Annotated in this window: 17 protein-coding genes; 2 read left to right on the forward strand and 15 right to left on the reverse strand. The window is 43.9% G+C overall.

The window, feature by feature from the left end; all coding sequences use genetic code 11:
• Window positions 1–6 precede the first annotated feature (6 nt).
• The 5 genes from argH to ABHC48_RS15595 all read right to left on the reverse strand — a co-directional run bounded on the left by argH (window position 7) and on the right by ABHC48_RS15595 (window position 5,061).
• Window positions 7–1,386 (reverse strand): argininosuccinate lyase, encoded by a 1,380-nt coding sequence (gene argH / locus ABHC48_RS15575; protein WP_195409004.1) that lies wholly within the window; start codon window positions 1,384–1,386, stop codon window positions 7–9.
• Between the two features lie 290 nt (window positions 1,387–1,676).
• Window positions 1,677–2,336 (reverse strand): epoxyqueuosine reductase QueH, encoded by a 660-nt coding sequence (locus tag ABHC48_RS15580; protein WP_195700152.1) that lies wholly within the window; start codon window positions 2,334–2,336, stop codon window positions 1,677–1,679.
• Window positions 2,305–3,186, reverse strand: coding sequence for a phosphatidylserine decarboxylase (locus ABHC48_RS15585; RefSeq protein WP_118581411.1), 882 nt, complete (start codon window positions 3,184–3,186; stop codon window positions 2,305–2,307). The genes ABHC48_RS15580 and ABHC48_RS15585 overlap by 32 nt, the downstream gene beginning before the upstream one ends.
• Before the next feature lie 177 nt (window positions 3,187–3,363).
• On the reverse strand, window positions 3,364–4,002 hold the full coding sequence (locus ABHC48_RS15590; RefSeq protein ID WP_330386377.1) for a CDP-alcohol phosphatidyltransferase family protein: 639 nt from the start codon (window positions 4,000–4,002) through the stop codon (window positions 3,364–3,366).
• 24 nt (window positions 4,003–4,026) lie between these two features.
• Window positions 4,027–5,061: a lysylphosphatidylglycerol synthase transmembrane domain-containing protein gene (locus ABHC48_RS15595; protein WP_179988298.1), complete on the reverse strand. Its 1,035-nt coding sequence runs from the start codon at window positions 5,059–5,061 to the stop codon at window positions 4,027–4,029.
• 144 nt (window positions 5,062–5,205) lie between these two features.
• Here ABHC48_RS15595 and ABHC48_RS15600 point away from each other — a divergent pair, with 144 nt between their 5' ends.
• Both ABHC48_RS15600 and ABHC48_RS15605 read left to right on the forward strand, forming a co-directional pair.
• The gene (locus tag ABHC48_RS15600) at window positions 5,206–5,973 is read left to right on the forward strand and encodes an ABC transporter ATP-binding protein (protein ID WP_118581408.1); all 768 of its coding nucleotides are present in this window, start codon (window positions 5,206–5,208) and stop codon (window positions 5,971–5,973) included.
• On the forward strand, window positions 5,966–6,664 hold the full coding sequence (locus tag ABHC48_RS15605; RefSeq protein WP_173771055.1) for an ABC transporter permease: 699 nt from the start codon (window positions 5,966–5,968) through the stop codon (window positions 6,662–6,664). Before ABHC48_RS15600 ends, ABHC48_RS15605 begins: the two co-directional genes overlap by 8 nt.
• A 107-nt stretch (window positions 6,665–6,771) precedes the next feature.
• Here the strand turns inward: ABHC48_RS15605 and ABHC48_RS15610 are convergent, their stop codons facing one another.
• The 10 genes from ABHC48_RS15610 to pelF all read right to left on the reverse strand — a co-directional run bounded on the left by ABHC48_RS15610 (window position 6,772) and on the right by pelF (window position 17,087).
• Window positions 6,772–7,269 (reverse strand): GNAT family protein, encoded by a 498-nt coding sequence (locus ABHC48_RS15610; RefSeq protein WP_187565586.1) that lies wholly within the window; start codon window positions 7,267–7,269, stop codon window positions 6,772–6,774.
• A gap of 131 nt (window positions 7,270–7,400) precedes the next feature.
• Window positions 7,401–8,969, reverse strand: a complete 1,569-nt coding sequence (locus tag ABHC48_RS15615; RefSeq protein WP_187565587.1) for a recombinase family protein — start codon at window positions 8,967–8,969, stop codon at window positions 7,401–7,403.
• Complete coding sequence (locus tag ABHC48_RS15620; RefSeq protein ID WP_255610631.1) at window positions 8,966–9,088, reverse strand: hypothetical protein; 123 nt, start codon at window positions 9,086–9,088, stop codon at window positions 8,966–8,968. Before ABHC48_RS15620 ends, ABHC48_RS15615 begins: the two co-directional genes overlap by 4 nt.
• Window positions 9,089–9,257: 169 nt before the next feature.
• Entirely contained in the window at window positions 9,258–9,494 is a 237-nt protein-coding gene (locus tag ABHC48_RS15625; RefSeq protein ID WP_173735146.1) for a hypothetical protein, read from the reverse strand.
• A 63-nt stretch (window positions 9,495–9,557) separates the two neighbouring features.
• A complete protein-coding gene (locus tag ABHC48_RS15630; RefSeq protein WP_187565588.1) occupies window positions 9,558–10,928 on the reverse strand; it encodes a DUF4832 domain-containing protein in 1,371 nt (456 codons plus the stop codon).
• Window positions 10,925–11,596: a DUF4956 domain-containing protein gene (locus ABHC48_RS15635; protein ID WP_118581390.1), complete on the reverse strand. Its 672-nt coding sequence runs from the start codon at window positions 11,594–11,596 to the stop codon at window positions 10,925–10,927. Before ABHC48_RS15635 ends, ABHC48_RS15630 begins: the two co-directional genes overlap by 4 nt.
• Before the next feature lie 106 nt (window positions 11,597–11,702).
• Window positions 11,703–12,431, reverse strand: coding sequence for a polyphosphate polymerase domain-containing protein (locus ABHC48_RS15640; RefSeq protein WP_177969031.1), 729 nt, complete (start codon window positions 12,429–12,431; stop codon window positions 11,703–11,705).
• Entirely contained in the window at window positions 12,421–14,226 is a 1,806-nt protein-coding gene (locus tag ABHC48_RS15645) for a CotH kinase family protein (protein WP_272067051.1), read from the reverse strand. The genes ABHC48_RS15640 and ABHC48_RS15645 overlap by 11 nt, the downstream gene beginning before the upstream one ends.
• A complete protein-coding gene (pelG, locus tag ABHC48_RS15650; protein ID WP_187565589.1) occupies window positions 14,213–15,682 on the reverse strand; it encodes an exopolysaccharide Pel transporter PelG in 1,470 nt (489 codons plus the stop codon). The genes ABHC48_RS15645 and pelG overlap by 14 nt, the downstream gene beginning before the upstream one ends.
• Window positions 15,663–17,087 carry a GT4 family glycosyltransferase PelF gene (gene pelF / locus ABHC48_RS15655; RefSeq protein ID WP_195700153.1) on the reverse strand — a complete coding sequence of 475 codons (1,425 nt, stop codon included), beginning with the start codon at window positions 17,085–17,087 and terminating at the stop codon, window positions 15,663–15,665. Before pelF ends, pelG begins: the two co-directional genes overlap by 20 nt.
• Between the last annotated feature and the right edge of the window lie 21 nt (window positions 17,088–17,108).

Genomic DNA, 17,108 nt, shown 5'->3' on the forward strand with positions numbered 1-17,108 from the left:
CTCTTTTCAGTTCGCTTCCAGATACTTTTTATTTCCTGCAATTACCTGCTCCATCACATCCGGGCCGGGAGCTCCAAGAGTCATACGTTTCTCCACACAGGTCTTCATGCTGATAGCCTCATAAATATCCTGTTCAAACACAGGACTGATTTCTTTATACTCTTCAAGGGACAGTTCATCCAGGGAAATTCCCTTGTCAATACATTTTAGAACCAACTGCCCAACGATTCCATGCGCATCACGGAAAGGCACGCCATGATTTACCAGGTAATCTGCCGCATCAGTAGCATTGGTAAAGCCATTCTTTGCGCTTGCTTCCATGTTCGCCTTGTTAAACTGCATGGTGGATATCATGCCGGTAAAAAGAGCCAGACAACCTTTCACAGTATCAATAGCATCAAATGTAAGTTCCTTATCCTCCTGCATATCCTTATTGTATGCCAGCGGAATTCCCTTCATGGTAGTAAGAATTGATGTCAGTGCTCCATAAACACGTCCTGTTTTTCCTCTTACCAGCTCAGCAATATCCGGGTTCTTCTTCTGAGGCATAATACTGCTTCCGGTACTGTATGCATCATCGATTTCCACAAAACGGTACTCATTGGAATTCCAGAGAATAATCTCCTCGGAAAAACGGCTGAGATGCATCATAACCGTAGAAAGTGCGGACAACAGTTCAATCACATAATCTCTGTCAGATACAGAGTCCATGCTGTTTCTGGTTGGCTCATCAAAGTCCAGAAGCTGTGCGGTGTATTCTCTGTCCAGCGGATAGGTAGTTCCTGCAAGAGCTCCCGCGCCTAGAGGACAGGTGTTCATTCTCTTGCGGATATCAAACAGACGTCCTCTGTCACGGCGGAACATTTCAAAATATGCTCCCACATGATGCGCCAGCGTAACTGGCTGGGCTTTCTGGAGATGGGTAAAGCCGGGCATATACGTATGCACATTCTCTTCCATAATCTTCTGAAGAGCCTCAAGCAGTGATTTTACTTCCTGGTCAATCTCATCGATCTCATCACGCACATAAAGCTTCATGTCCAGTGCAACCTGGTCATTACGGCTTCTTCCCGTGTGAAGCTTCTTACCCGGATCACCAATACGGTCGATCAGGTTTGCCTCTACAAAACTGTGGATATCCTCATATTCTGATGTGATTGCAAGTCTGCCTGCTTTCACATCTGCCAGGATTCCCTCCAGTCCTTCTAATATCTGATCTCTCTCTTTCTCTGTCAGAATCCCCTGTTTTGCAAGCATCTTTACATGTGCCTTACTGCCACGGATGTCCTGTTCATAAAATTTCTGGTCAAATGAAATGGATGCATTAAAATTATAAACCAGTTTATCGGTTTCCTTAGTGAAGCGTCCGCCCCAAAGCTGTGCCATAATATTTTCCCTCATTTCCTGCAAAGTTCCACGAATTTTTCAATATTTTTATTCCAAAAGCAAGATGCTTAAGAATTTTACAGAAATACACTTTGAAGTATTATAGGAACCTTACAAATTCTTTCTAACTTTACTACAATCAAGTGCTAGTTTATCACACTTTCTGCTAATTGCAAAGAGTCTTTCATTATGATTTTCGCTATACATTACTGCATCAAACCGTTTTGCAATGCACAAAATTCATGCAAGTGCATGACTCTGCACTATTGTTTGCAAAATATCGGATGGTTTCACTGACAGTCCATGCAGCTCTGTTGTTTCTGCTTTTCCCGCTCCATGCTCTCCCGCTTAGAAAACACACACCCGCAATAATTCTGCCGATACAGCCCATATTCATGGGAAAGTTCTATAGACCGCTTATATCCGTTCTTTTTCTTGAAATCAGACGGAAGATGCTCCACTTTATAGATTTGTGCAAGTTCCTGGCCTATCTCATTGATCTTTCCTGCATTTTTTAAAGGACTGATGGAAAGTGTTGTGGTAAAATAATCATATCCGCCCTCCTGAGCCAGCTTTGCTGCTGCCTCCATTCGAAGCCGATAACATTTGAAACACCGTTCTCCTCCCTCCGGTACATCCTCCAGCCCTTTTGCCATGACATAAAAATCCTCTGGTCTATACGCGCCTTCCACCAGATCGACTGGATGAAGAAACTCCATCTCGCTGATCAGCCTGCGGATTTCTGCCACCCGCTTCTCATATTCCTCCTTGGGAGAAATATTGGGATTATAAAAAAATACTGTAACAGAAAAAAACCTGGAAAGATATTCCAGGACATAACTGCTGCAGGGCGCACAGCATGCATGAAGAAAAAGTCTGGGAACCTTTCCTTCTTTCTCATGCTGTTCGATTAATTTTTCAAGCTCTTTTTGGTAATTTACATTTGCCAATTCTCTCACCCATTCTTACAATCGTTTCATATCCATTTTCAGAATTCTCTATCAAATCAGAATCCAGCCTTACCTTTCCATGCTGAAGAAGCAGGACAATGGTAGAACCTCCGAATTCAAAATAACCTTTTTCTTCACCCTTTTTCACTTCACAGGCACCAGGTTTCAGATTGGTAATTTTCCCCACCATCATAGCTCCGACTTCCATCATAGCAATGGTTCCAAACTGCTCTGTTTTTAACAGGCAATACTCTCTGGTATTCTCATGATAAATCTGGCATACGTCATTAGCAGCAGGATTTACCGTATGAAAAACACCGGGGATCTTTACATCCGGAGATTTCTCTCCATCTGCCACATAGCAGTAATGGTGATAATCATCGACTGTCAGCCTGAGGATCACTGCATAACCGCCAAGATACCGCTTTGCCAGCTTTTTATTCTTCAGCAGGCGTTCCAGAGTATACAGAGTATCTTTTATATAAAATCTGGAATCACTGCCAATACGGCTCACGGTAACCTTTCCGTCACAAGGACTGACCAGTACGCTGTCATCCGCTGCTACAGGCCGCTGCCCCTCTTTAAGCCTGCGGGTAAAAAAGTCGTTATAGGAAGCAAACTCCTGTCTGGTGCAGCTGGAAAGATCAATGTGATTGCGCTCCACAAATCCAGGAATCATCCTCGCAGAAAGCCTGGTATTCAAAAACCAGCCGCCCAGTCTGGTAACAAAAGGCTGTATTATGATCTTCAGGCAAAGACGTCCGCCCCAGTCATTATACAGATGGCGCAAAAATTTATCCTGTCTGTTCTCCTCTATTGTGATGTTGCCTTTTCTGTCTATATATTTCATAATACCTCCCCTGCATTTGCTATAAAAGTTCCCGATGGCATCCACAAAAGAGCCATGCCTGCATAAGCGAATTCATGGATATCGTCTGGCGACAGCCCGGATTACGAATGCAGCCGGCAGCTGCAGGAGCGCAACAGGCGCCAGACAGCTGACTTTCATATATGGTGAATATCCGTTTTATAACAGATGAAACATCATGGAAAGCGCCAGTGCCACAAGGGCAACCAGAAGGATCACCATTGGATTCTGAGGTTTTTTCACCTTAAAATCACTGATAAACAGCACTCCGACTACTACCACTGCCACATGGATCACCAGAAGGAAATTTTTCCCGCATCCTCTTCTCAGCAGATAAAGGAACGGAAGGATGATCGCCATCGAAGTGATTGGCAGACCTTGGTAATAGTGACGAAGCTCGGAGGTCTCGTTCTGTCTCTTCTCTTCCATTACGTTAAAGTAACCCAGACGGATTACAGAAGCTACACAATACAGGCAGAGAATGATCACTCCTGGGATATGGTTCATTCCCAGACAATAACAGATCATTGCCGGAAACACACCAAAACATACCACATCACACAGGGAATCGATCTGAATTCCAAATTTCTTCTCATCCTCTGTACGGTTCTTCTTTGTACGGGCGATTTTCCCGTCAAACATATCACAAAGTCCGGACAGTGCCAGACACAAAATTGCAACTTTGAAGTCTCCCTCCAGTGCTCTTGTCATTCCAAATACGGAAACAGCGAGACTGATGTATGTAAGCACCACCGTATAATCATAAAATCCAAGCATATCCTGTTTCTCCTTTTTCAAACGTTCTTCCTTCATTGCAGTTAATTACATCCTTTGTATCTCTTCGTTTTTTCTTCCAATGGTAAGATGTGCCACACAGGTCATAAGTGCACTGATCAGCATCTGTCCGTAATAGGAAATCCCACGGCTGAGCAGCATAGATGGCAGCAAAAGCGGTCCAAATACGGGCACAAACATCACCATATATAAAGTCTCGCTGATTCCCATGCCTCCCGGAAGAGGAAGCATATCCACAGATACGGAAATCACCGCCTGTAAAATAGTAACGGTCAGGATTCCATACTCATGGAGTCCCAAAGCGCGGTACACCCAGTAAGTGACCGTAAACAGAATACACCTCTGCACAAATGTAATGATAAATACATTCAGTATGATCCGCTTATGGCTGGCCCAGAAGGCTGCCGTTGCGTGATACTGGTCCATGGAAGCCTCCAGCTTCTCAAGCCTTGCTTTTTTTGGCTTCAGAATCCGGACATGCTCAATGATCTTCAGACCTTTTACCATGATCCATTTCGCAAGGCCTGGGGCAAACACCAATATCATCATAAAGGTAACACAGAACACGTTCAGACCCACGCCTAGATAAAACACCCACATATAGTCCCCAAGATAGCCTCTCAGGAAATCACCGCCCAGAAAACAGATCAGAACACCGATCACTACAAGAACTGCCTTGTAGGTGATGGTAACGATCATCAAAACCAGAGTGGTTACCGGAATAGGCAGTTTATCTTTTTTCATGTAAAAGATCTGCATGGGCTGTCCGCCTGATGCAGACGGAGTAATACAGCTGAAAAAAAATCCAACAAAGGAATACAGTGCACAATGAGTCATTTTCACACTGGCTCCAAGTGTTTTCATCATATAAAAAATGATAACCGATTCACCAAGAATAAAAAATACCACGCACACAAGACTCAGAAGCAGATATCTTCCATCAGCTTCCCTGGCAGTACGGATAATATCCCCGATGTCCTTGCCGCGAAAAACCAGGTACACGGTAAGACCGAAAACGATCACCAGAAATAACAGGTTGAAAACCGTTTGCTTTTTACTCATAATATTATTTTCTTTCTAAAAAATTGTCGGTACAGGAACCGCGAACTCCGCTTCGCTACACTCTGCACATAGATAAATCACTTCATTATAACACACCCCACCCCAAAAGCATATCATAAATTATACGAAAATGGAGGTTTGATTATGAATCCGCTTCTGGAAGTAAAGGATGTGTGCCTTTCTTACCATAGCTTATCCGGGGAAACGGCTGCCCTTTCTCATATATCTTTTCATCTTATGCCAGAAGAGTTTCTGGCTGTCGTAGGGCCTTCCGGTTGTGGAAAGTCCACTTTGCTGAATCTGATCTGCGGGCTTTTACATGCGGAAAGCGGAACCATTCTTATGAATGGAAAGCCACTGAACAAGGACAGCGCCCGTATTGGCTATATGCTTCAAAAAGACCACCTTCTGGAATGGCGCAGCATCTACCGCAATGTTCTCCTTGGACTGGAAATACAAGGCGAACTCACAAAAGACAATCTTTCCTATGTAGATGAACTGTTAAAGCTTTATGAGCTGGACAAATTCCGTAACAGTCGTCCAAGCCAGCTCTCCGGCGGCATGCGGCAGCGAGCGGCACTGATCCGCACTCTTGTATTAAAACCGGATCTTCTGCTTCTCGACGAACCATTCTCCGCACTTGATTACCAGACACGGCTGAATGTAAGTGATGACATTGGAAAAATCCTAAAAAAACAACGAAAGCCGGCTATTCTTGTCACTCACGATATTTCCGAAGCCATCAGCATGGCAGACCGGGTACTGATTCTTTCAAAGCGTCCTGCCACTGTAATAAAGATTGTTCCCATTGATCTGGATATGAAAGACCGCACGCCCCTTTCTTCGAGAAATGCCCCGGCTTTCAAATCCTACTTTAATCTGATCTGGAAGGAGTTGAATCAGAATGCATGAACCTTCCCCCACTCAAAAAGCATATCTTGCCCGTCAGAAAAGGGACCGTCGCCTTGTTGTAAGCGCAAGGCTTCTGGTCTTTCTTATTTTTCTGGCACAATGGGAAATCCTGGCAAGGGCTGGCTGGATCGACTCTTTCATCTTCAGCAGCCCCTCCATGATCTTCAAAACCTTTATGGAGATGGCCCAAAACCACTCGCTGTTCATCCACATTGGCGCCACCCTGAAAGAAACTCTTCTTAGTTTCCTCTTCGTAGTAGTCCTGGGTCTTGGCATTTCCATTCTGCTGTGGGGATGCCCCAGACTTGCAAAAGTACTGGAGCCTTATCTGGTAGTGCTGAACAGCCTTCCCAAGTCTGCCCTGGCCCCCCTTCTCATTGTATGGCTGGGTGCCCGTCAGCGGACCATCATTGTTGCAGGTATGTCTGTGGCAATTTTTGGATCGATTCTGAACCTGTATACAGGCTTCGGGGAGATCAGCCAGGAAAAGCTGAAGCTGATCCGCACACTTGGAGGCGGTAAAAAAGAAGAACTTTTAAAAATTGTTTTGCCCTCCTCCGTGCCCCTTATTCTTGCAAATATGAAAGTAAATATCGGTCTTTGCCTGGTAGGGGTGATCATAGGCGAATTCATCGGTGCAAGACAGGGGCTTGGCTACCTGATCATATATGGAAGTCAGACATTCCAGTGAGTACGCATTCTGACAGTTTCCCCAAAATGCTGTCCTCTTCTCTTTCCAATTTTCTATAACGAAGTGCAGTCCCGTATTTCTTCAAAAAAAAAATTTAATTTTATTTTTCAAAACCACTCTTTCCGACAGTCAAAGGCTATCCTCTCCGCTCCTCTTTCCAGATGGATCACACCGCATTCCCTGAAACCAAATTTCTTCAAAGCGCCCTGCATGGGCTTGTTGTCCTCATGGGTATCAATGCGCACATATCCGCTTCTCTCCAACCCATAAGAAAATGCAGCCCTGGTCACACCCTTTGTCACCCCATTGGAAGCAACTCTGTGAATCACGCCGTAGGGCTCCCTGTCACTGTGCCATTCACCATTTTCGATCACACGGTAAGTAGGATCTTCTCCTGTATAAAATACAAATGTTCCAACAATTTCCCCATTTTCCACGCATACATGGGAAATTCCTGTTTTTATATCATTTTCTACCGTGGAAGCTTCCGGGTAGCGGTCCTCCCACTGGTTTGGATTACCGTTGTTTTTCATAAATTCCCGGGCAATTTTATATAAGTTCAGTATCTGTGGCAGATCCTGAAGTGTAGATTTTCTGATATTCATAATACTGTTCCTTTCTGCCTTTTCGGACAAAATATACCGCACAGCAAGGCGTGCAGATTGCGAGAATGATTTTTCAAACAGGCTCTAAGTAATGTCTGTAACTGCAGACATTACGGGCAGTTACGATTTTTTCAGTATAGCATATCAAAGGTCTCTGTCGCAATAATGCATTTTCCCTGTTTCTTTACCACTTTCAGATGATCCGGATAAATCAGAATTTTATCCACCATTTTTAACTCACATAATACGTGGGCCTTTAGAACCACATGATGTTCTTTTAAAAACTGCTCTGTCTTTCGAAGCCTTTTTTCCACTTCTTCCTGTTCCTCTGCCAGAAAATCCCTGTTCTTCTGCCTGCACGTTCTGCTGCCGGTGTTGTTCTTTAATTTATTTTGCAGTTCCCTTTCCTTGATCTGGTAAAGAGATTCTTCCACCAGGCCTTCCAGATATTTGTCCAGCAAAAGCTGTTGCTGGTATTTAATCTTTTTTTCCAGCTGTTCGTACTTTTCCAAATTCTTCTTTTGGTTTTCTTCCAGACTTTCCTTCAAAAGCTGCCTGAAAATATCCGTAATCTTTCTTTCCTGATCTGGCAGGATTTCTTTTCCTCCGAACCTTTCCAGAAGAAGAAACAACTTTTCCTCTTCCAGATGGACATTGGCACACCCACCTGTCTTTTCCTCCTTTTTTCTCCCCTGTTCCAGATAAATTTTGCATTTCCATTCATGGATTTTATGGTTTTTTCTCTTTCTTGTTGTCCGGTAAAAAGGGGCCCCGCACAAACCACAGACCAATTTTCCGCTAAACACATGCTTTCCCGGATTTACTCCAAAGCACCTGGCCGTTCTCTCCTGATTTCCGACAGGTTTCTTTCTTTTGTCGATTTCTTCATTGGCAGCCTTCCACAGTTCTTTTGACACAATTGCCGGAATCCGGTTTTCATAAATATAAAACTGTTCCTGTGGATTTTTTATCACCTGCCTGGTATCAAAATCATAATGCTTCCGGTTCATGACCACAGTGCCTTTATTGACAGGATTTCGGATCATGCGGCGAATATCAGAATCGGTAAAAAAGCTTCCATTTCGTTTCTGCACACCATCCTCCCGCAGGATCCGGGCGATACATCTGCTGCCAAGACCTCCTGCACAAAGCTCATACATTTTTCTTTTCACCTGCGCCTCTTCCTCTATGATCGCCAGGCTTTTATCTGGCAGCTTCCGATATCCATAGGTATTGGAAGTAAGCATCAGGGCACTTCCAGTCTTTTGCCGGTTCCGGTGGGCGTTATTGATCTTACGGCTTAATTCCCGGCTGTATTCCTCTGCCAGAATTGCCTTGATTCCAGTGATCAGACTGTCATCGGCACTGTAAAAACGGTTTTCCAGATAGAGATACAGCCGTTTGCCACAAGTCACGAGACGATCCACAAAAACATACCAGTCCTTTGTGTTTCGCATCAGTCTGTCCTGGGATTTTATCACCACAATCTCAAATTTATCTCTAAGAAGGTCAGAAAAAAGCCGCTGGTACTGTTCCCGTCCCCGGGTGCTGGTGCCGGACCTGCTTTCTATATATTCATCCTCTAAGGACCAGTTCAGGCGGCGGACGCATTCTCTTGCCTCCGCCGCCTGTCTTATAAGCGCATCCTTCTGGCACTCCTCTTCTGTACTGCACCGGCAGTAGATCACTGCCCTGGTCATAAAGTGCCACCGTATTTTTCTATTTTTTCCTTCAAAACCAACAATTCAGCTGAGGTAATCCATTTTTCCTCTGCAAGAATATCTGCGATTTTCTTTAATAGTTCCTTTTTCTCTGACAATTTTAAATTTTCCTGATTTTTCCGGCTGGTAACAGACCGTGGAAAAACGGATGTGTACTGCTCTTCTTGCTCCCAATTTAAGGATTCCGCCAGACTCATACTATCAACTCCGGTTTTCATGCCTTATGGTATAATATGCAGTTCTTCCTGTCTCTGCCGTAATTTTTTTCTATCTTCCAGGCGGATTGTCCAGCATATGCCACTCCCACTCCGGATCAATAACGGCATCCGCACTTTCCATAACTGCACAGTCCTTATCACAGCCATCCACTGCACAGGCGCAGGCCATACCCGCTTTCTCAAAATGCCCTGGAACACCTTCATAACGCACGCACCATAATCCACGATAGTGCATCCGTTTACATAGGCCATATTCATACTCGTATTTCACTATTTTTTCTGACATTTCTCTACCTCTTCCAACTTTTCATTACCGTTTCTTCCGAAAGTAAAGGGACCGAAAGCCACTCTATTTTTCCTTCTGCCATAGTATATTTCTGCCATTCTGGTAAGCGCAGTCCATTGCCAGCCTTACGCCAGGCTTTTCTGTCATGGGATCTTCAATTCCCACAGACAGCGCATATCCCTCCTTCAAAAGTGCCGGAATATCCCTGGTTTCAAATACAGTCCGGGTAATAAGCTGTGTATCCGGTAAAACAGAAGAAAGAAGCATATTGATTTCCGTCTTCTCCACTGTATTTCCGGAAGGATCCTCCAGATACAGATATACCGGCCAGTTTTTGTAAAACGGAGCAACGCCGTCATTATTCCAGGTCAGGCACAGGCAATCTTCCTGCCCCTCCCTTTTCCAGGCAGCTTCTGAGATCCACAGGCGGTACCCCATATTCAAAAGCACTTTGTCATAGCCATCTTTATACTGACTGTCTGCATATTTCGGACCTAAAAATGTAGTGTGAGACCTCCGGACCAGTTCTACAGTCTGATCCAGATCTGTCACCAGCATCTGCTCCATGGAAACAGAGCTGGTAAATTCACCGCCCGATGGAGCTGTCTTCCAGAAGTCTGGCATACTGCCAAGCGCATCTTTCTCCTCTGCCTGTCCATAATCTCCACCTTCCTGAATCCAGGTCAGCCATTCCTCTGTGGACTCTTTATGCCCGGTCATATCATTATAAAGCCCCATTCCATAAGCTTCTGCAATATGAAAAGGTCTTCTCATAAGCCTGTTTACGCCGGGAAAAGCTTCCAGCCAGGGCATAATATACTGGTTTCTTACAGCTTCCTCAGGGATTCTCGTAATCCCCTCGCTGTAATTTACATGCCACTCTCCCCAATGTCCAAGACTTCCAAGCTCAATATAACTGATCAGCCCGTCTTTTCCAAAATGCTCTCCAAGGGCTTTGATTGCCTTCTCATGCTCTTCTATAAAAACCTTATTGTTGTAATCCGGTGAATATCCTTTTCCATATTCACCGTCATACCAGGTTCCGTCTTCCCCCGTCTTCTCATACAGCCACCGGGGGATATCCATATGTTTCTCATCACCTGGAATGTCACAGACAAAACGAAGGATCAGATGCTTTCCTTCTTTTTTCCACCTGTTTATCTGGTTTTCCTCTTCTATGGAATCCCAGGCATACACCCCTTCTTCCGGCTCTAATTCTGCCCAGGTAATGTCCATATACAAAAGCGAAATATCCTCTGACACATTCTCATACCAGGCACTTGGTGCATATCCCATAAGCGGATTTCCAAAAATCTCCTGGGATTTCTGAAACTGCTTTTTGTTTCCATTTCCGGAAGACCACCATTGATAACCTGCGCCAGCTGCCAGAATGACTATCAGAATCAGCAACATTGCTGCCAGAATCTTTTTCATCCGTGATATTCTCCATTATACTGAATCAGAGTGACATCTTCTACATCTTCAATGCTGCGGATTTTTTCCATAAAATCCATGTCATTTTGTCGGCAGTACAATTCCACTGCCATCTCTGTTTTTTCTTTGCGCATGGTCTTGGATTTGACAAAATACTTTCTTTTTCCAAAGCAGCGGATTACCTCATCCCCTGCCTGGTCTCCTGTATAGTGGATCACTGCAATATAGATTTTTCCTCTTTGCTGTTTGTGATAAAACAATACGATCATCAGGATCATAATCGCAGCCGCCAGAAGCGCCAGGACATACATTCCCGCTCCAGCCGTAATTCCTGTGGTGATTGCCCAAAACAAATACAAAAGATCCATAGGATCCTTAATTGCTGTACGAAAACGGACAATGGACAACGCTCCTACCATACCAAGTGAAATTACCACATTGGTACTGATAGCCAAGGTTACCATACAGGTAAGCACTGTCATTCCAACCAGAGTAACAGCAAATGTTCTTGAAAAAACAACTCCTGCGTAAAACTTCCGGTATACCAGATAGATCAGCGCCCCTAACAGCAGAGCCGCCGCAAGAGCTGTGAGAATCCCCGGAACATCATAATTGGTAAACGCTCCGGATTCCAGAACTGATTTTTTGATCATGTCCTTTACACTCATAAAAAATTCCTCCACTTATCTCTTTGTGCTTTTTTGTAATTATTCAGAAGGCAGTATTTTGCGAGATATTTTTTGTGAACATAGTTCACAGTTATACGTTTTCTTTTTATGTCTCATACCAGTACTCGAATCCATTCATATACCTGGTTTTCTCATAACAGAGTACATATTTGGAAACTGCTGTAAATTCCGCTGCTGGCGGTGGCAGAACATCGCGTAAAAGCTGGGGAAGCATTTCTGTAAACTTCACTTCCAGAATCAGTTTTCCAGGTTCCAGCACAGACAAAGCAGGCAATCCAGGATCAAAAATATCATAACTGCCAATAGCCGCTCTCACATCTGAATCAAAGGTGATCCTTACCGTTCCGGCATCCAGGATCCAGGGAATCCGTTCGTAATCCACAATGGTCCTTGGCCGCATCATATTGCAGGCACATTCTATGTAAAATTCCCGGCATAGAGAGTGGGGACTGTACAAAAGGAACGCATAGTCCCCCTTCAGGATTTTCTCCACCTCTTCTCTTGTAAGCGGTGCACTCTCTTTGTAAATATAACTTCCAAACTTCTTTTTCCGCTCCAGTTTGATAAATTTGTCATTATTGTTATAAATCCGGATCCTGTATTTTTTTCGCATCAGTACACCGGCTTCCTTTTCCGCATATGCACTATTCCAGTAATCGTCAAAATACAGACTGCGGATACAATATCCCCCTTCCCCGGCATGGGGATCCGGCTGTAGAAATGGCTTCAGCCTGAGCATAAGCATTTCTTTTTCACTGGTACTGATCAGATACTTCCATTCATTTCGAAATGCTTCCCTGCTTTTATTCCTCATAAATATCTTCCTCGATCTGACCATCTTCCGTTACATAGATGCACCTCATGCCATACTGCTTTCCTTCATCTGTAACATAATAGTCAAAAGCATCCTGTGTTTTTCCCTTTTCATTGGTTGCACGCACACGGATAAAATACTGTCCTGCTTCCGGAAGCTCCAGCTCCGTTTCCGGGATCAGAAGACCATCCTGTGTATAGATCACATCCTGAAAAAGATAATCCTTTGCTATCTCTACAGAATAAGTAATATCCTCCGCGTCAAAGGAATAGGAATTATCCCAGTTTATTTTCATTTTATTTCCCTCTGCAACAGGAACACCAATATAAAACGGCATAGGCTTACTAAGACTTTCTACATAGAGCTGATAATTTTTTTCTATTTCTTCCGGAAGTGATGCAGCAAGCTCATCATATTGTTCACTGGTAAGAGGTGCATAAAACACATCCGGCATCTCATAAAGATACGGCTTCACCACAGTCTTGTATTTTTCAATCATAGTGCCCAGTCTCTCTTCACTGAGATATTCTTTCAGATCCAGAATGGCCTCATCCAGCTTTTCCCGGAAACGCTCTGATTTCAGACATCTCTGGAACAGCACATTTCCCCAATAGTTACTAACGCCGGATTCCCAGCTTTTCTGATCACTAAAACCGGTTATCTTATATTCAGGTCTCATCAGACTGCCATCATTATCCCAGGGAATAAAATACCAGGTATCTGAATTTAATGGACTATATAAATACACGTTTCGGCTCTGGGTATCCACATTTCCCATCAAAATCTGAAATCCCATCCAATATGTAATATTTTCCTCATTAAAGTATTCTTCCAGAACCGTATCAATTGGTATACTGTAGTCATTTACTGCTTCAAGCATCTGAATCAGTTTCCTATGATCGGTACTTCCCTTTATCTCCAGCAATTTTTCAAAAGCAGCACTGTCGTAGGATGGATCATCCTGGAGTTTTATCACATCTTCATATCTGTAAAATTCAAAAGAATTAATTTTATAAAGCTGTCCATTGGAATCCAGTCCATGATTCTTCAATCCAGTCTTATTCAGCTGCTCTACCTGGGTATACAAGCCATAGTCCTCAAATTCAGCGTCAGCAGAACCATCTGTGGTATCTTTTACATACAGATGGACGAACTGTGTTCTCAGACTGATCAGCTGGGGAATGCCCTTCAGCAGGTCATAGGCGAGCTTGTTCCGAAACCGCATTCCTTCTGTCATATGCTTGTTCAAATTAATGGTTCTCTGTCCGCGCCAGGTCCCTTTATTTTTCTTCAACTCAATCTTATAGTTTTTCTGGGCGTTCTTGCTTGAAGTCTGCCCACGGATCTGTACCGTGGCATTGGGAACATTCTCCCCGTATCCTACCATTCCCTCTGCCGGACCATTCTCATCCCCTATCTGTAAAAGTGCAGCCGCCTGATATCTGTCTACTCCCATCTCTTCATAATCATAGACAGAATAACTATTGATTTCTTCCCAGGTATGATCTGTATTTTCTGAAGAATTCCCCTTTGAAACAGTGAGGTACATGGTAACCACGCTGGTATCGTCATCGTTTTCATAAAGACTGTCCTTATCTCTTAAATGAATCTGGTCAATATCCCGGGAATCTGCTTTTTTTATCTCCTGTGACGTTTCGGATGCTGTCGGTTCTTCTGTATCTGTGCTCTCATTTTTTTCTTCCGGCACTACATCCCCATTTCCTATACAGCCTGCGAATAAAGTCATGGTCATACTTCCGGCAAGAATACATGCAAGTTTTTTATATTTTTTCACTGTTCTGACTCCTTTCCAGTTTTTTGCTGAGGAAAAAACCAAGTCTGGAAAACGTTCCTCTTTTTTCCCTGGCCACCACAGGCTGTACACTCAAAATATAATAGGGCAGCCTCTTTGTGTAATAGTCCAGACGAAAGGCTGCAATCAGAAAAAACACTGCGCTGCCTGTGAGAAACCCGAAACCATAATATACTCTTGGGAAAAACAGGGATATTACTGTAAACAGCACAGTTCCTCCTGCAAAACATCCGGAGGCCGCCAGCGCTCCTTTGTAATCTGTAAAATATAAAAGCAGCAGAAGTATGGTATTTGCCACTGCATAAATGCCATATCCCACGCAGAGGGTTCTGAAATACCCTTCCATAAGATCGTTAAATCCAAGCGGCACATACTCCAGGAGCAGTCCGCCAAGAGAAATAGCAAGTGCTGTAGCAAGGAGCTGCTTCAAGGCCGTGTATTTTAATTCCACATTCAATACCTTTAACATTTCCTCACCAGCCTGGGTAATATCTCCTACAGCACCTTTATCATTAAATAAACTGTAGTAGTTTTTATATTTCGGATAAAAATTCACCTCCACAGAAACCACAAAGTTTACTGTTGTTACCAAAATTGTAAGAAATGCCACAAGAGCTGGCACATCATGGTAGGGTGCACCAACAAACAGTCCCTGCACCTGTACCTGAAGCGGTCCGACCCACATGATCACCAAATGGGCAAACAGTCCAATATTGATAAAAAGCCCGGTAAATGCCAGAGGCAGAAACTGATCCACCCATCTTAGGAAAAGGAAGGCACCCTTTTCCCCTTGGGGAAAATACTGATACAAAAGGATCACATCCCACAAAAGCATCACTCCGTATCCCACAGCCACTGCAATCAGAAGAGCTTCCACATGGGGAATCCCCAGCATCAGCAATACCCAGCCGGATATAAATGTGATCACAATAGCAGCTGTAAATGACAGCATGATTCCTCTGTAATCTTTGATTGCAGTGAGATAACTCATTGCATTCCAGGTGACGGTCAGCTCTCCAAAAAGCCACAGACACAGCAAGCTGTCCATAAGTCCTGCTCCGGAAAAGATAAGAAAAATTCCATACAGAATCCCGCCGGCCACCAGCATGATCCCTGTAGAGCCCCAGAAAGAAGGCAATACCATATCATATTTTTCTTCGTACAGCATATCCGCAATAAACCTGGTAACTACCATAGACAAAAAACTGGTAACTGTCAGGGAAAACAAAAGGGTATACGTGATCATACACACCAGAAGTTCCCGGCTGTGTCTGCTGCCTCCTGTTTTATCACAAAGATACATAACACCAAGAAGCAATACAATTCCAAGAAGCATTGGACCGGTACATACGACTCCCGCATATCCGTAAGCTCTGAAGGAAGCAAACAGTCCCCGGCTGTTAAACAGTTTTTTTAGTTCAAATCCGATTCCGGCCATTCTTTTGTATCACCTCCTCATAAAGCTCCCTGTACAGACGGATCATGCGTTCCTGTCTGTAATAAGCCTTTACCCGTTCCTGTCCATTTTTTCCCATACGAAGCCGCCTTCTTCTGGATTCACACATTTTCTCCATGGCAAGAGCCAGTCCGTCACGATACATAGGTGCCACATAATAGCCTGCCTTTCCATATACATCCTCTTCCTTTCCTTCCAGAAGTTCCCGACAGCAGCCGACATCTGTGGTAACACAGGGACGTCTTGCAGCAAAGGATTCCAGCACAGACAGGGGTTGTCCTTCTGAAATGCTGGTAAGGATGGTAAAATCCAGTTTCTCCATATATTTTACAATGTCCACACGCCCTGTAAATATAATGTTTTCCAGCTTCAGCTGTTTCACCAGCTCGTAACACTCCTGTGCATATTCTTCATCATCGACTCCTCCCATAATGTGAAGGCGTACATTTTTTACATGTGCAGACAGTTCAAAAAAAGCGTAGATCATGGTCTTGATATCTTTGATAGGAGCAAGCCTTACTACTGCTCCAATATCCACCCAGCCATCCTCTTCTTTCAGGGGGATTCCAGACAACCTGTCATAGTCGATCCCATTTTCAATAACCCGGCACTTCCCAGGTGCACAACCCATCTGAATCTGAGTGCGCATTGCATTTGTAAAAAGACAGGTCACACGAAATGCCCTCTGATAGATCATATCTGACAGCATATAAAAGAAAGCAATCCACTGTTTCTTAAAGGATGGAACCACCCACTTGGCACGGATGATCTCCTCCTCTCTTTCCCGTGTATAAATTCCATGTTCTGTAAGAAGAACATCCTTTTTGTGCACATAACCGCCCAGACAGGCCAGAAGTCCGCCGTACCCGGTACATATGGCATGATACACATCCGCCTCTGGCACTTCACTTCCCATAAGATACAGAACAGGAAGGAGCATGGAACGCATGGTGTGAAAGGCATCTGCAAAAGCAATATACGGATACTGTTCCTTACAGATTTTTATAAGAAGCTCCAGGAAAGTCTCACTTTTCAAAAAAGCCATAGGGTTTAAATGTTTATCATGATACAGGGAAAACAACGTCTCCCAGTCCGGTCTCCTCATCTGCATCAGCTCGCTCAGACTTTCTAGTTCTTTTTCGGAAAAAATATGGGACATTTTCCCCTTTTCTTTCACCTGGAGCGCATCATCCAGAAAAACCTCATGAACCGCCACAACATTCTCTGGAAGTTCATAGACAAATTTCCCTCTTTTTTCTGCATTTGCCCCAATAACCCAGAGCACAAATTCATGCTCCTGCATCTGATTGATATACTGGTGCATCCATGTGGAAACACCGCCAAATACATACGGATAACATCCTTCCAAAACCAGACAGATTCTCACTGTTTTCTCCTTTTATCTGCA

The organism is Ruminococcus sp. 1001136sp1 (assembly GCF_039841815.1).
GTDB classification, from domain to species: domain Bacteria; phylum Bacillota; class Clostridia; order Lachnospirales; family Lachnospiraceae; genus Blautia_A; species Blautia_A faecis.

Bases quoted from the DNA above. Each gene is read 5' to 3' on its own strand.
- ABHC48_RS15595 (WP_179988298.1), bottom strand. From the start codon at position 5,061: ATGAGTAAAAAGCAAACGGTTTTCAACCTGTTATTTCTGGTGATCGTT.
- ABHC48_RS15640 (WP_177969031.1), bottom strand. From the start codon at position 12,431: ATGAGGAATAAAAGCAGGGAAGCATTTCGAAATGAATGGAAGTATCTG.
- argH (WP_195409004.1), bottom strand. From the start codon at position 1,386: ATGGCACAGCTTTGGGGCGGACGCTTCACTAAGGAAACCGATAAACTG.
- ABHC48_RS15625 (WP_173735146.1), bottom strand. From the start codon at position 9,494: ATGTCAGAAAAAATAGTGAAATACGAGTATGAATATGGCCTATGTAAA.
- ABHC48_RS15585 (WP_118581411.1), bottom strand. From the start codon at position 3,186: ATGAAATATATAGACAGAAAAGGCAACATCACAATAGAGGAGAACAGA.
- ABHC48_RS15600 (WP_118581408.1), top strand. From the start codon at position 5,206: ATGAATCCGCTTCTGGAAGTAAAGGATGTGTGCCTTTCTTACCATAGC.
- ABHC48_RS15610 (WP_187565586.1), bottom strand. From the start codon at position 7,269: ATGAATATCAGAAAATCTACACTTCAGGATCTGCCACAGATACTGAAC.
- ABHC48_RS15615 (WP_187565587.1), bottom strand. From the start codon at position 8,969: ATGACCAGGGCAGTGATCTACTGCCGGTGCAGTACAGAAGAGGAGTGC.
- ABHC48_RS15635 (WP_118581390.1), bottom strand. From the start codon at position 11,596: ATGAGTGTAAAGGACATGATCAAAAAATCAGTTCTGGAATCCGGAGCG.
- pelG (WP_187565589.1), bottom strand. From the start codon at position 15,682: ATGGCCGGAATCGGATTTGAACTAAAAAAACTGTTTAACAGCCGGGGA.
- ABHC48_RS15630 (WP_187565588.1), bottom strand. From the start codon at position 10,928: ATGAAAAAGATTCTGGCAGCAATGTTGCTGATTCTGATAGTCATTCTG.
- ABHC48_RS15605 (WP_173771055.1), top strand. From the start codon at position 5,966: ATGCATGAACCTTCCCCCACTCAAAAAGCATATCTTGCCCGTCAGAAA.